This window comes from Streptomyces sp. bgisy159 (assembly GCF_965341775.1).
GTDB lineage: Bacteria > Actinomycetota > Actinomycetes > Streptomycetales > Streptomycetaceae > Streptomyces.
Window position 1 is genome coordinate 82,843 of record NZ_CBDQZH010000025.1, and the last position, 13,194, is coordinate 96,036.

Sequence of the window (13,194 nt, forward strand, 5' to 3'; positions counted from 1 at the left end):
TGACGGAGACCGCTCCACCACGTCGGGCCAGCGCTGGGGTCCTCTGGTCACACCATGGGCCGGCTGTTCCAGCCACTTGGCGGGGGTCCACCCGTCGATCGCCGGATGGCCGACGGAGCGACCGAGGTTCCAGGCTGGGCATGACCCGTCGTACTCAGCGGGCCGATGCCGTCCCATCGCTGACCGTGTGCGGGGCAGGCCACGTAGAAAGGGAACTCTGTGAGCACCGCATCCGCCCCGGAGGCGACGGATGGCGAGTCCCTGCGCGTCCGTGCGACGCTCCGGGCGCTGTACGGCTATGTCCGCCCGCACCGCTGGACCGTCGTACTCGGTCTGCTGCTGGCGCTGGCGGGGGCAGTCGGCGGACTGCTCCAGCCGCTGGCCACGAAGACGCTGGTCGACCGGCTCTCGTCCGGCGGCACGCTCGCGACCGTACTGCTGGCGCTGACCGTGCTGGTGCTGCTGAGCACGGTGGCCGAGGCGTTCGGCGCCTATGTGCTGGAGCGGACGGCCGAGTCGGTCGTGCTGGCCGCTCGCCGCAGCCTGATCGGCCGGCTGCTGCGGCTGCGGCTCTCCGCTGTGGACCGGATGCAGCCGGGCGATCTGATGTCGCGGGTGACGTCCGACACCACGCTGCTGCGGGCCGTCAGCACCCAGGCGGTGGTCAACGCCGCGACCGGGGCGCTGACGCTGATCGCGGCGGTCGTGGTGATGGCGTTCCTGGACGCCGTCCTGCTCGGCGTCACCCTCCTCGTGGTCGCGGTCGTCGGGGCGTGCGCCGCCCTGGTGATGCCGAAGATCGGGCAGGCCGCCGAGCGCTCCCAGGCCGCGGTCGGGGAGATGTCCACCGGCCTTGAGCGGGTCTTCGGCGCGTTCCGCACGGTGAAGGCATCCGGCGCCGAGGCGCGGGAGACCGCCCGCGTCGAGGCGTCGGCCCGGCGTGCGTGGCGCCACGGCGTGCGGGGCGCGAAGTGGGAGGCCCTGCTGGGTACCGCGGACAACCTCGCCGTCGAGCTGGCGTTCCTCGCGGTGCTCGCGGTCGGCGGGGCACGGGTGGCGTCCGGGGAGATCCCCGTCTCCACGCTGATCGCCTTCCTGCTGTACCTGTTCTACCTGATGGAGCCGGTGTACAAGCTGGTCGAGGCCGCCTCCGCGTACCAGGAGGGCGCGGCCGCGATCTCCCGGATCGAGGAAGTCGACCGTCTGGCGGCCGAGCCGCCGGCCACGTACAAGCCGGTGCGGACCGAGGGGCGTCCGGCGTCGGTCCGCTTCGAGGACGTGTCCTTCCGCTACGGGCCCGGGCTGCCCGACATCCACCGCCGGGTGGACTTCGAGGTGCCGGGCGCCGGGATGACGGCCTTCGTCGGGCCCTCGGGTGCGGGTAAGTCGACGGTCTTCTCGCTCATCGAGCGGTTCTACGAGACGACCGGCGGGCGCATCCTGGTCGACGGCCAGGACATACGCCAGTGGCCGCTGTCCGAGCTGCGGTCCGTCATCGGGTACGTCGAGCAGGACGCACCGGTTCTGGCCGGCACGCTGCGGGAGAACCTGGTCTTCAGCGCGCCCGGCGCGACGGACGACGACATCCGCGCCGTCCTCGTCCGGACCAGGCTCGACACCCTCGTCGACCGTCTCCCGCACGGCCTGGACACCCTGGTGGGGCACCGCGGTTCGAAGCTGTCCGGCGGCGAACGCCAGCGCGTCGCGATCGCCCGCGCCCTGCTGCGCAGGCCCCGGCTGCTGCTCCTGGACGAGGCGACCTCACAGCTCGACGCGGTCAACGAGCTGGCGCTGCGGGACGTCATCGCGGAGACGGCACGCGAGACCACCGTCCTGGTGGTGGCGCACCGCCTGTCCACGGTGACGGACGCGGACCGCATCGTCGTCATGGACGCCGGCGCGGTCCGGGCGATCGGCACCCACGAGGAGCTGGTGGCCGAGGACGAACTGTACGCCCAGCTCGCCGCGACCCAGCTCCTGCTCCCCACCGGGCGTCCCGGCGGGTGAGCCGAGTGCACCACAGGCTGCCCCCGCCGCATGGCGGGGGCAGCCCTGCTGAGCGGCTGAGTGGCTGAGTGGCGCCGGACAGCCGTCGGATACCCGGCGCACCGGCGGCGCGTGAGGCTGAGGACAGTGCCGCGCGTCACCAGGCGGTGGTCCCGCGGAACAGGGCGGACGGCCGCCCGCTCAGCCCGATGCGGAAGGGCATCGGCCGGCGGTGTGTTCCGCGTCCCCGGACTGTCCGGTCATCCACTGCCTGCGATCGGCCGTGATCATCAGCCATGCGAGCGGGGAACCGAGGGCCACGTCCACCGCCAGTGCCTTCACGCCGAAGGGCACGGCGCTGCCAGGTGCCTGCGCGGGCCGGGCCCTGCCGGGCGGGAAGCACGCTCGACGGGGCTTCGTGAGCCCGGCCGGAGCGCCGCCGTATCCGACCCTGAGATCCGCCGTCCGTGGACGGCGGCGGCGCGCGCTCCCGTCCGAGCCGCTCCGGGCCTGTTTCAGCCGTCCGGCGGGTGCCAGAGGCCGGACGGTCGATGTGAGCGGCGGCGAGGGCCGTCGGAGCCGGGGCGGGCCATCGAAGACCGCCCGCCCCGGCCGGCGTCAACGCACGTACTTCGCCGGCTTGGTGGCGGCGTTGAGCAGCGCCTCCAGCGGTCCGCGGCGGAAGAACCGGGACCAGACCGCGGCGAACACGATCGCGCACAGGATGTATGTGAGCACGGGGACCCACGACGTCGTCGTGCCGGAGCCGGAAGCGGGCCACGCGGACTGTGCGAGGAAGTGACCGACGTACGCCGTCAGGGACATGGTGCCCACGGCGATGACCGGCTTCGCCAGACGGCGCAGACGCGCCACGCGGTCCATCAGCACCGTCGCGCCCACGATCACGAGGATCGCGACGCCCACGCTGCCGATGATGTCGAACGTGGTGCCGGTGTGCGGGCCGGCACCCAGGAGGTCCGAGGCGGACGACAGGAGCTGATCGCTGGAGCCGCTGCCGCCGGGCCCCGATCCGGAACCGCTGAAAGCGGCCCCGGAGCCGCCGGACCAGGACCCGGAGCCGGCGGACGACCCACCGGTTCCCGCGAACACCGCGTCCTTGCCCGCCAGCAGCAACGACAGACCGTACGCGGCCACGGTGAGGGCGGCGCCGAGGGCGGCCAGGCGACGCCGGACGGGGACGGCCGACAGGTCGAGGCGGGCCAGCGCCATACCGGCGATCACGAACGGCATCCACGTGATCGTCGGATAGAGGCCCGTGAGCAGCAGATCGATCACTCCCACGCCGTTGAGCTTCTCGAGCGGGTCGTAGGCGTTGACGCTCTGCTGGACCGATTCGCCCAGCCACGTGCGCAGCACGAACGCCAGCTGGGGTGTGACGAGCGCGAGCCCGGCCGCGGTGAGCGCCAGTGTCCTCGCGGACAGCCGCAGCAGGGGCAGGGCGAGGAGGAAGTACACGCCGTAGAAGCCGAGAATGATGACGTCCCCGTATTCGATCGCCAGCACGCTGCCCAGGGCCAGCAGGACCACGGCGCGGATCGCGACCCGGGCCTTCGCCTGCCGGCCGGCCAGGCCGGTCTTCGGCTCGCGGCGGCCGGCGATCAGCATCAGCGAGAACCCGGCGAGGGTGGCGAACAGGACCGACGAGTGCCCGTCGGCCAGGAACCGCACCCAGGTGCCGACCCCGGCCGTGGCCTCGAGCGGCGGGCCGATGTGCACGACGTACATACCGAACACCGCGAGCGCGCGGGCCAGGTCCACGCCGACCAGGCGACCCGTCGAAGGCTTCCCGGCGGACTCGGGCGAGGTGCGGAGTCCTGGTGGCGAGGTTCCCTGCGGAGTCGGCATCGCCTGCGACGGCTGCATCTGTGTCATACGAGGAATCTCCCGATGCGGTACGGACGGTGACCATCCGGCAGGCTTCGGTGGCATCCCCGCCGACCGGCCGGGACCACCCCCGCCGACCGGCGGGCCGGGACGGACGGATCAGAGGTGGCGGTCGATGGCGGGCAGGAGGTCCTGGAAGGTGGCCCCGGAGGCGGGTTCGCCGATGGCGGTCAGCTGCCACGCTCCGCTGACGCGGGAGATCTTGGCCATGATCCGGGCGGTGTGGGAGCCGCCGCCGGACAGGGTGTAGCGGGCGAGTTCGGCCCCCGTCGATTCGTCCACCAGGCGGCAGTAGGCGTTCTCGACCTCGTCGAAGGTCGCGCCGGTGAAGGAGTTCACGGTGAAGACGATCTGGTCCACTTCCGACAGCATCCGCGTGAAGTCGACCGTGATGGCCTCGTCGTCCCCCGGACCGTCGCCGCCGGTGCGGTTGTCGCCGGAGTGCTTCACGGCACCGAAGATGCCGGTCAGGTGCTGGAAGTAGACGACCTCCACGACTCGCCGGCCCGCGTACAGGACCGCGGAAGCGTCGAGGTCGATCGCCGTGGCGCCCATCAGTCTGCCGAGGAAGCCCGTACGCGTCCTCGCCTGCCAGCCCAGCCCCATCCGCACGTGGCTGAGGGGGGTCGTGTCGAGCTTGGTCAGGCTGATCCATTGGCCCTTGGTGAGATTGACGGACATGAAGCACTCCCGGTGTGGGTCGAGGCGAAGGACGTGGCCGGGCCCGAACGGGACGGCCGGCAGACAGGAACCGCCGCCCGCGCGCGGAGGGGATGTCCACGCGAGGGCGGCGGGGAGGGGGCGGGACCGGTGTCCTGGAGCCAGAGGCCGACGCCGAAGTCCTGGGCGGTACCGGCGAGGCCGGAGGCACCGCCTCAGGTCCGGCTGGTGGCCGACATGGGGTGCTCCTTGCCTCTGCTCCTGGCCGGCGCACGGCCACGGCGAGCGGACACGGGATCATCCGTCCGTCGGACAGGGCCGACGCTCACGGCGCCCCGGCTTGCGTATCCCCAACCTCGTCGACGCTTCGGCCCGGCGGCATCCGACGGGTGACCGGTCGCCCCCCGCCATGCGGCGGGAGGACCACCCGCCGCTCGGTGGCGGTCACAGACCGGGAACGTCTCCGCCGCGGCACCCCCGCCACCCGGCGGGGTACGTGTGGCCGGTTGCCGGGTGGTGAGTCCTCAGGATCCTCACGAGTGTCGTGGACGTGACTCCATCCACGACTCCGCCGACCGCCGCCGTGAAGCCTCACCCGACCGTGATGACACCACGGTGCCGGCGCGCGGCGGCCACAGCGAGCGTCTGGTACCTGCGTTTCATGGCTCTGCTCAATGTGCCGGCGGTGCTGTCCGTTCCCCTGCGCGACGGGGTGCGGGAACACAACGAGGGCGAGTACTTCACCCCGTACCTGCTCACCGCCGGTCTGGTGTCCGCGATCCTCGCCCTGTACCTGGCCGTCGCCATGCGCAGGCGCAAGCGCGCGGCCTGGATCTTCAACACGGTCCTCTCGGCACTGACCCTGTCGGTCATGGTCCTCTGGATGCTCCTGCCCGGTGAGGACCTCGGCTTCCGCCACCACTGGGTCAACTGGGCGTCCGCCGCGCTGACCGCCCTCTTCCTGCTGTCGCTGCTCGTGGGGCGTACGGAGTTCACGTCGAAGGGCGACCGTTCCAACCCGCGGACCGCGCTCGCGACCCTGGCCGGCGGTGTGGCGCTCGGCAGCGCGCTGGGGGTGGCGCTGGTGCAGGCGACCGGCACCGGGGTGGGAGCCGATCTGTCCGATCGCCTCGGCTACGTCCTGTCCCGCTTCGTCACGCTGGACCCGTCCGAGAAGGCCGCCCGCCTCATCCAGGTGCCCGGCTGGGTCGACGGGACGCTCAACGTGACGGCGGCGCTCGTGTTCCTGAGCGTGCTGTACGTGGCGTTCCGCAGCCCCCGGGGCCGGGTGATGCTGACCGAGGACGACGAGGCCCGGCTGCGCACCCTTCTCGACCGGCACGGTGAGCGGGACTCCCTGGGCTACTTCGCCCTGCGCCGCGACAAGGCGGCCGTCTTCTCCCCGAGCGGCAAGGCGGCCGTGACCTACCGCGTGGTCAACGGCGTCTCCCTGGCCTCCGGCGACCCCGTCGGAGACCCCGAGGCATGGCCCGGCGCCATCGACGCCTGGCTTGCCGACGCACGGGCGCACGCCTGGGTCCCGGCCGTGATGGGGGCGTCCGAGGAAGCGGGAGTGATCTACGGACGCCACGGTCTGAGCGCCCTCGAACTGGGCGACGAGGCCGTCGTGGAGGTCGCGGACTTCACCCTGGAAGGACGCGCGATGCGCGGGGTCCGTCAGGCGCACAACCGGGTCCGGCGCGCCGGCCACAGCGTGCGGGTGCGCCGCCACGAGGACATACCCGAGCCGGAGATGGCCCGTCTGGTGGCCGATGCCGACCGCTGGCGCGACGGGGCGACCGAACGCGGCTTCTCGATGGCGCTCGGCAGGCTCGGATCGCCGGACGACGGACGCTGCGTGATGGTCGAGTGCCACGACGCCCACGGCCAACTGCGCGCGCTGCTCAGCTTCGTTCCCTGGGGAAGCAAGGGGCTCTCGCTCGACCTGATGCGCCGGGACCGCGCCAGCGACAACGGCCTGGTGGAGTTCATGGTGATCGAACTGCTACGGCAGGCGGACGACGTGGGACTGGCCCGGGTCTCGCTGAACTTCGCGATGTTCCGGTCGGTCTTCGAGCGCGGAGACCGCCTGGGCGCCGGACCCGTCCTGCGGCTGTGGCGAACCACCCTGGGGTTCTGCTCCCGCTGGTGGCAGATCGAATCGCTGTACCGGGCGAACGCCAAGTACCGGCCGGTCTGGGAACCCCGCTTCGTCCTCTTCCAGAAGAGCGGCGAACTGCCGCGGATCGCGCTGGCCGCCGCCCGCGCGGAGGGCTTCGTCATGACGCCGGGACTGCCCGCCCTCTTCCGGCGGCGATCGCGCGCCGCCTGATGTGCGGCGCCTCGCTCACGGGCCGCCCCCTCACATCCCCTGGTCCCCGCGAGTGCTCCGGCCGAGGCTCGCCCGGCGAGGACGGCGTACCGTCCTCGCCCGCACCGGGCCGCCGCTCAGGCGGGCGCCATCCGCCGAGCCTCGCCCGCCGCCCCGCCGACCGGCCGGAGCGCACCCCCCGAACGGCCGGAGCCGACCCGCCGGGTGTCCACAGTCCGTGGGTGATCACTCCACCACGTACCCTGCCCGGCGTACGGTCGACGTCGGGCGGACCCGTACGCGCATGCGGGACCCCCGGATGCACGGGGCGCCGAGCAGCGGGACAGCGCAGACGAGAGTGTGAGGCGGGACGCCGGTGATCCGGGTAGTGGTGGTCGACGACGAGGCCCTGGTGCGGTCCGGTTTCCAGATGATCCTCAACGCGTCCGACGGCATCGAGGTCGTGGCGACCGCCGAAGGAGCCCGGGCGGCCGACGTGATCCGGCGCGAGCGGCCGGACGTCGTGCTCCTCGACATCCGCATGCCGGACGTGGACGGCCTGACGGTGCTGCGGCAGGTCCAAACGCTGCCCGAACCACCGCACGTGGCCATGCTGACCACCTTCGACACCGACGAGTACATCCTCACCGCCCTGCGCTCGGGAGCCGCCGGCTTCCTGCTCAAGGACACCGAGCCCGAACAACTCGCCCAGCTGGTCCGCACCCTGGCCGCGGGCGGCGTCGTCATGTCGCCGAAGGCATCACGCGCGCTGCTCCGCAACCACCCGGGGGGCGGAGCACCCCAGGACGCGGACGTCGCACGCGTCGGCCTGCTCAGCGACCGGGAACGCGACGTCCTCGTCCTGGTCGCCGAAGGACTGTCCAACGCCGACATCGGCACCCGCATCCATCTGAGCGCGGGCACCGTCAAGGACCACGTCAGCTCGATCCTGACCAAGCTGAGGGTCTCCAGCCGCGTCCAGGCGGCACTGCTCGCCGAGCGCGCAGGACTGCTCACCCACAACGACGACAACACGGCACGGGACAACGGACGATGAACACGGGCCGGGCGTGGTGGCGGCGTGTACCGCCCTGGGCCGTCGACACGGGGCTCGTGATGCCGGCCGCGCTCGACGCCTGGATCAACCTCCTGGGCGAGGGCACCCCTGTGATGTGGGCCTGCGCCGCCGTGGGCTCCGCCGGACTGTTCCTGCGCAGGCGCTTCCCGCTGACCGTCTTCCTGCTGACCCTGCCCATGACCCTGTTCATGGACGTCGCGGTCGCCCCGATCGCCGCCCTGTACACACTGGCCGCGTCCACCCGCAACCGCCCGCTGCTCGTCGGCTGCGCGCTGCTGAACGCCGCTGCGGGCACGCTCGCCTGGCCGTTGTCCGACGCGTTCGACGGGGACCGGACCTGGACGCTCGTCCAGTTCGTCTACACGCTGGCCACGGCCTTCGCCCCCGTCCTGTTCGGCCAGCTCGTGCAGGCCAGGCACGACGTGGCCCGCCAACTCGGCGAGGTCAGGGAGGCCCGGGAACACGAGCGCGCCCTCTACGCCCAGACCGTCCTCGCCCGCGAACGCGCCCAGCTGGCCCGCGAGATGCACGACGTCGTCTCCCACCAGGTCAGCCTCATCGCCGTCCAGGCCGGGGCCCTGCAGATGGCCGCCAAGGACCCCGACGTCCGCGACGCCGCCCGCACCATCCGCACCCTGAGCGCGAACACCCTCGACGAACTCCGCCACATGGTCACCCTGCTCCGCGCCTCCGGCGGCAAGGCGACCGAGCTCACCCCCCAGCCCACCCTCGCCGACCTCCGGCAGCTCATCGCCAACAGCGGCATCGAGACCACCCTGACCGGACAGCTCCCGGCCGACATCAGCACCACAGCCCAGCGCACCGTCTACCGCACGATCCAGGAAGCCCTCACCAACGTGCGCAAACACGCACCCGGAGCCCGCACCGACGTCCACCTGTGGCACGACGCACACCACTTCGGCGTCACCGTCACCAACACCGCCCCCACCCGCCCGACCGTCGCCCTCCCCAGCGCCCGTCACGGCCTCATCGGCCTGAAAGAACGCGCCGAACTCCTCGACGGCACCCTCCTCGTCGGACCCACCCCGGAAGGCGGTTACAAGATCGAGCTACGAGCCCCCGCCCGGCCCGACTGAACATCGGACGACGCGAGTTCCCGTAGCGCGCGTGGAGCACCAGACCGAGGCTGTCGTAACTCGATCCGGTCCGGGCCCGTTCGGCCAGTTCCGCGGCTCGTGCCGAGGGGCGGTGGCCAGGAAACCGACGCCGGCCGCCGCGGCGGCGCCGAGCAGCCGACGCCGACTGAGGTGCGATGTCATGGGCACGGTCGGGTGCCTCAAGACCACCGGCCGTCTGGTCCACGGGCGCCCGTCCACCCGGATGTGTGACGTCCGGACCGGGCGTCGCCTGCGGGCGGCGGCCGTGCGGGCTGTCGGCCCCACCTCGCCGAGCCCCGGGCCGGACTGCCCGTCGAGCGGGTCGCCAACGGCGCGCCCCTCCTGGTGGACGGGGCGCGCCGCCGGGTCGAGTTTCGACGAACCGGCCGTCGGCGACGACGACTTCCCCGCGGTGGGGGAGGCGTTCGCCGCACGGGCCGGACTGTGCCGTACCGGCTCGGAGGGCGGGGCGCGGGCCGTGCCGCTGCCCAGGCGCCCCCTGGTGGACCACGCGGCGCGGCGGTTCGGGGCGACGCGGAGCCGGACGGCGTGAGCCGGCGGGTGAGGTCAGTCCGCGTCGCGGGGGTCGAAGGAGTCGGTGTCGACCGTGAGCTGCTCGGGGAAGGCGCCGGCCACGGCGTCCCAGCGGGTGAACTTGAAGTTCGTGCCCTCACGGTCGCCGTCGGCCGGGGTCGCCTCGCCGTCGTGGGTGACCAGCAGGCCCTTGGGGAAGGACCGGCCCAGGGGGACGTTGACGACGGTGGAGCCGTCGGAGTGCTGCACGCCGTCGGTGGCGCCGTCGGTGACGGCGAACGAGCCGAGGTAGTCGTTGTCGCCGTCGCGCTCGTACACGGCGAAGGTGTTGTCGCCCTGGCTGGACGCGAGGACGTAACCGGCGCCGTCCTCGGCGTGGTAGACGGCGACGCCCTCCGCGTCGGCACTCAGGTGCTCACCGCCGAAGCCGGGGTCGTCGTCCGTGTCGAGGACGCACTCCTCCTGCTCGGCGTCGTACGTCCACGGCGTGCCGTACTCGCGGACGCGGTCGATCAGCTCGGGGTCCTCGAACTCCTCGTCGTCGAGCTCGATCCGCCACAGGCCCACGGTCTCCTGGGCGGCGTACAGAACGTGCTCCTCCAGGTCGACGGCCATGCCCTCGACCTGGGGGTTCTCACCGGGGTCCGCGCACGGGCGCCAGTCGGTGCCGTCGGGCAGGGTGAAGGTGTCCGGCAGGTCGAGGGTGTCCTCCGTCCTGAAGGCGACGCGCCCGTCGTCGTCCTTCAGCCGGAGCAGGCGCAGGCGGGTCTCCTCGCGCCGGGAGACGACCACGTAGGCGTCGTCGTCATCGCTGAAGGCCGTCAGGCCGTAGGAGGTGCGCTGGTCGTCGACCTCCGTCTCGTCGGCGGCGAAGACCGGTGCGGCGTCGGCGGCGGTGACGTCCTTCAGCGGCGGCTTGCCGGCCGCGACGGCGGCCGGGTCGATGGCGTACGCGCGGATGCGGTCGCGGCCCCGGTCGCTGACGAGGGCCAGGTCCGTCTCCTCGCCGTCCAGTTCGAAGCCGTAGACGATGTCGACGTTGTTGAACCGGCCGGGCTTGGCGTTCTCGTCCGGGGCCTGGGGCGCGGCCACGTGCTGCAGGCGGCGGCCGTCGAGTCCGTAGACGTCGAGGCCGGCCTCCTTCAGCGTGCCGATGACGATGCTGCGGCCGGGGTTCTCCGGGTCGACCCACACGGCCGGGTCGTCGGCGTCGGCGTTGCCGCCCGCCTCGTCGTCGTAGACCGCGGGGGTCTCCACGGCGGCCGTGACGGGCACCGGGGCCGCCGGGCCGGCGGTCAGGGTGAACGCGGTGGCGAGTGCGGTCAGGCTGCTGAGAGCGAAGACGCTCACGTTACTCCTCGGTAGAGGTGTGGACCCCGTGAACGCTACGGAGGGTTCGCGAAGCAGTGGCGACGCGATCATGAACGGGACGTGAGGGCGTGGTGCGGCGTGCCTGCGATCGGATGATCCCCTAACGGGCGGCGGCGAGCGCCGCTGGCCGAGGGTCGGTCTGGAGCGTGCTGGAACCGTGGTCCCGGGTGAGGGGATCCGCCGACCCTGCTCGTACGACGCGACCGTGGACGCCGCCGAGTATCCGATGCGCCGTCCGAACGCCTCGCGGTCCAGAGGTGTCCCGGCAGAGGGCCGCTGCCGGCGGACCGGGCGCCGTCACCGGCGGGCGGGCGGAACGCCGGAAGGGCGGCGCGCGCCGAGGTGGGCTCGGTGTGCGCCGCCCGGGAGCGGGGTGTGCTCGTCCGCGGAGGCGGCCCGGTTACCGCGGGTCGCGGTCGAAGAGCGACCTCGACCAGAAGTAGCCGAGGGCGGACAGGCCCACGCACCAGGCGATGGCGAGCCACCCGTTGTGGCCGATCTCGGTGCCGAGGAGCAGGCCGCGCAGGGTCTCGATGGCCGGCGTGAAGGGCTGGTACTCGGCGATCGGCTGGAACCAGCCCGGCATCGTGTCGGCCGGGATGAAGGCGCTGGAGATGAGCGGCAGCAGGATCAGCGGCATGGCCATGTTGCTGGCCGCCTCGGCGTTCGGGCTGGCCAGCCCCATGCCGACGGCGATCCAGGTGAGCGCCAGGGCGAACAGCGCGAGCAGTCCGAACGCCGCCAGCCACTCCAGCGCCGTGGCGTCGGTGGACCGGAAGCCGATGGCCGCGGCGACCGCGCCGACGAGGACCAGACTGGCGAGCACCTGCAGGACGCTGCCGACCACGTGCCCGATGAGGACCGAGCCGCGGTGGATCGCCATCGTCCGGAAGCGGGCGATGATGCCCTCGGACATGTCGGTGGAGACGGACACGGCGGCGCCGATCACGGTGCTGCCGATCGTCATCAGCAGGATGCCGGGGACGATGTAGGCGATGTACTCGGAGCGGTCCGCGCCACCGCCGCCGATGCCCGCGCTCATCACGTCGCCGAAGATGTACACGAAGAGCAGGAGCATCATGACCGGCGTGAGCAGCAGGTTCAGGGTGAGGGACGGATAGCGCCGGGCGTGCAGCAGGTTGCGGCGCAGCATCGTGTTCGAGTCGCGGACGACAAGGGTCAGAGCGCTCATCGGGCAGCCTCCTTGTGCTGGTCGGTGCCGCCGGTCAGGGCGAAGAAGACGTCGTCGAGGTCGGGGGTGTGCACGGACAGCTCGTCCGCCTCGATGCCGGCCGAGTCCAGCCAGTCGAGGATGGAGCGCAGTTCGCGCTGGCTGCCGTCGCTGGGGATGCGCAGGGCCAGCGCGTCGTCGTCCCGGGCCGCCTCGGTCAGGGTGGCCACGGCGGTCTGGTAGGTCGCCGGGTCGGTGAAGCGGAGCCGGATGTGCCCGCCGGGGATGAGCCGCTTGAGTTCCTCGGCGCTTCCCTCGGCCGCGATCTTGCCGTTGTTCAGGACCGCGATGCGGTCGGCGAGTTCGTCGGCCTCCTCCAGGTACTGGGTGGTGAGGAAGACCGTGACGCCGTCGGCGAGCAGCTCGCGGATGATCTGCCACATGCTGTGCCGGGAGCGCGGGTCGAGACCGGTGGTGGGCTCGTCGAGGAAGATGATCCGCGGGTTGCCGACCAGGGTCATCGCCAGGTCGAGACGGCGCTTCATGCCGCCGGAGTACGTCGAGGCGGGCTTCTTCGCCGAGTCGGTGAGGTCGAAGCGCTCCAGCAGTTCGGCGGCGACCCGCCGGCCCTCCTGCTTGGGCAGGTGCTGCAGGTCGGCCATGAGAAGCATGTTCTCCTCGCCGGTGATCAGACCGTCGACCGCGGAGAACTGCCCGGTGACGCCGATCGCGGCGCGTACGGCCTGCGCCTCGGTGCCGACGTCGTGGCCGCCGACGCGCAGTTCACCGGCGTCGGCGGTGATGAGCGTGGAGAGGATCTTGACAGCGGTGGTCTTGCCCGCGCCGTTCGGCCCGAGCAGGGCGAACACGGACCCGGTCGGGATGTGCAGGTCGATGCCGTCGAGAACGGTCTTGTCACCGAAGGACTTGCGCAGCCCGACGGCCGAGATGGCGGCCGGAGGCGGCACGCTCTCACCCTTCCTGGACGCGGGCATGACAGAAGAAGGCATGAAGCACTCCCTTTCGGAGGCTGTCGTGACGGGGATGAGCGGCGGGCGGT

10 protein-coding genes and 1 pseudogene are annotated in these 13,194 nt (G+C 72.2%); 5 read left to right on the forward strand and 6 right to left on the reverse strand.

Annotated elements, in window-relative coordinates:
- The first annotated feature begins 219 nt into the window (after window positions 1–219).
- Window positions 220–2,007, forward strand: coding sequence for an ABC transporter ATP-binding protein (locus ACSLTV_RS23195; protein ID WP_432157281.1), 1,788 nt, complete (start codon window positions 220–222; stop codon window positions 2,005–2,007).
- Window positions 2,008–2,604: 597 nt separating this feature from the next.
- Here the strand turns inward: ACSLTV_RS23195 and ACSLTV_RS23200 are convergent.
- Together ACSLTV_RS23200 and ACSLTV_RS23205 are read right to left on the reverse strand one after the other, a co-directional pair.
- Window positions 2,605–3,879, reverse strand: coding sequence for a DUF418 domain-containing protein (locus ACSLTV_RS23200; RefSeq protein ID WP_432157280.1), 1,275 nt, complete (start codon window positions 3,877–3,879; stop codon window positions 2,605–2,607).
- A 111-nt stretch (window positions 3,880–3,990) separates the two neighbouring features.
- Window positions 3,991–4,572, reverse strand: coding sequence for a TerD family protein (locus ACSLTV_RS23205; protein ID WP_432136361.1), 582 nt, complete (start codon window positions 4,570–4,572; stop codon window positions 3,991–3,993).
- 583 nt (window positions 4,573–5,155) lie between these two features.
- Here ACSLTV_RS23205 and ACSLTV_RS23210 point away from each other — a divergent pair.
- From ACSLTV_RS23210 to ACSLTV_RS23225, 4 genes are all read left to right on the forward strand, one after another.
- Entirely contained in the window at window positions 5,156–6,883 is a 1,728-nt protein-coding gene (locus tag ACSLTV_RS23210) for a phosphatidylglycerol lysyltransferase domain-containing protein (protein ID WP_432157279.1), read from the forward strand.
- Between the two features lie 355 nt (window positions 6,884–7,238).
- Window positions 7,239–7,919: a response regulator gene (locus tag ACSLTV_RS23215; RefSeq protein ID WP_432136363.1), complete on the forward strand. Its 681-nt coding sequence runs from the start codon at window positions 7,239–7,241 to the stop codon at window positions 7,917–7,919.
- A complete protein-coding gene (locus ACSLTV_RS23220; RefSeq protein ID WP_432136364.1) occupies window positions 7,916–9,037 on the forward strand; it encodes a sensor histidine kinase in 1,122 nt (373 codons plus the stop codon). The genes ACSLTV_RS23215 and ACSLTV_RS23220 overlap by 4 nt, the downstream gene beginning before the upstream one ends.
- A gap of 181 nt (window positions 9,038–9,218) precedes the next feature.
- Window positions 9,219–9,611 (forward strand): hypothetical protein, encoded by a 393-nt coding sequence (locus ACSLTV_RS23225; protein WP_432157278.1) that lies wholly within the window; start codon window positions 9,219–9,221, stop codon window positions 9,609–9,611.
- Between the two features lie 14 nt (window positions 9,612–9,625).
- Here the strand turns inward: ACSLTV_RS23225 and ACSLTV_RS23230 are convergent, their stop codons facing one another.
- The 4 genes and pseudogenes from ACSLTV_RS23230 to ACSLTV_RS23245 form a co-directional block, all read right to left on the reverse strand.
- The gene (locus ACSLTV_RS23230) at window positions 9,626–10,942 is read right to left on the reverse strand and encodes a phytase (RefSeq protein ID WP_435612812.1); all 1,317 of its coding nucleotides are present in this window, start codon (window positions 10,940–10,942) and stop codon (window positions 9,626–9,628) included.
- Window positions 10,943–11,128: 186 nt separating this feature from the next.
- Window positions 11,129–11,218: pseudogene (locus ACSLTV_RS23235) on the reverse strand (transcriptional regulator); the annotation flags it as partial.
- A 145-nt stretch (window positions 11,219–11,363) separates the two neighbouring features.
- Complete coding sequence (locus tag ACSLTV_RS23240; RefSeq protein WP_432136367.1) at window positions 11,364–12,155, reverse strand: ABC transporter permease; 792 nt, start codon at window positions 12,153–12,155, stop codon at window positions 11,364–11,366.
- Window positions 12,152–13,144: an ATP-binding cassette domain-containing protein gene (locus ACSLTV_RS23245; RefSeq protein ID WP_432136368.1), complete on the reverse strand. Its 993-nt coding sequence runs from the start codon at window positions 13,142–13,144 to the stop codon at window positions 12,152–12,154. Before ACSLTV_RS23245 ends, ACSLTV_RS23240 begins: the two co-directional genes overlap by 4 nt.
- Window positions 13,145–13,194 lie beyond the last annotated feature (50 nt).

What these genes read in the sequence shown, in the direction of transcription:
- ACSLTV_RS23210 (WP_432157279.1), top strand. Translation starts at nt 5,156, where the DNA reads ATGACACCACGGTGCCGGCGCGCGGCGGCCACAGCGAGCGTCTGGTAC.
- ACSLTV_RS23245 (WP_432136368.1), bottom strand. Translation starts at nt 13,144, where the DNA reads ATGCCTTCTTCTGTCATGCCCGCGTCCAGGAAGGGTGAGAGCGTGCCG.
- ACSLTV_RS23240 (WP_432136367.1), bottom strand. Translation starts at nt 12,155, where the DNA reads ATGAGCGCTCTGACCCTTGTCGTCCGCGACTCGAACACGATGCTGCGC.
- ACSLTV_RS23205 (WP_432136361.1), bottom strand. Translation starts at nt 4,572, where the DNA reads ATGTCCGTCAATCTCACCAAGGGCCAATGGATCAGCCTGACCAAGCTC.
- ACSLTV_RS23220 (WP_432136364.1), top strand. Translation starts at nt 7,916, where the DNA reads ATGAACACGGGCCGGGCGTGGTGGCGGCGTGTACCGCCCTGGGCCGTC.
- ACSLTV_RS23200 (WP_432157280.1), bottom strand. Translation starts at nt 3,879, where the DNA reads ATGACACAGATGCAGCCGTCGCAGGCGATGCCGACTCCGCAGGGAACC.
- ACSLTV_RS23225 (WP_432157278.1), top strand. Translation starts at nt 9,219, where the DNA reads ATGGGCACGGTCGGGTGCCTCAAGACCACCGGCCGTCTGGTCCACGGG.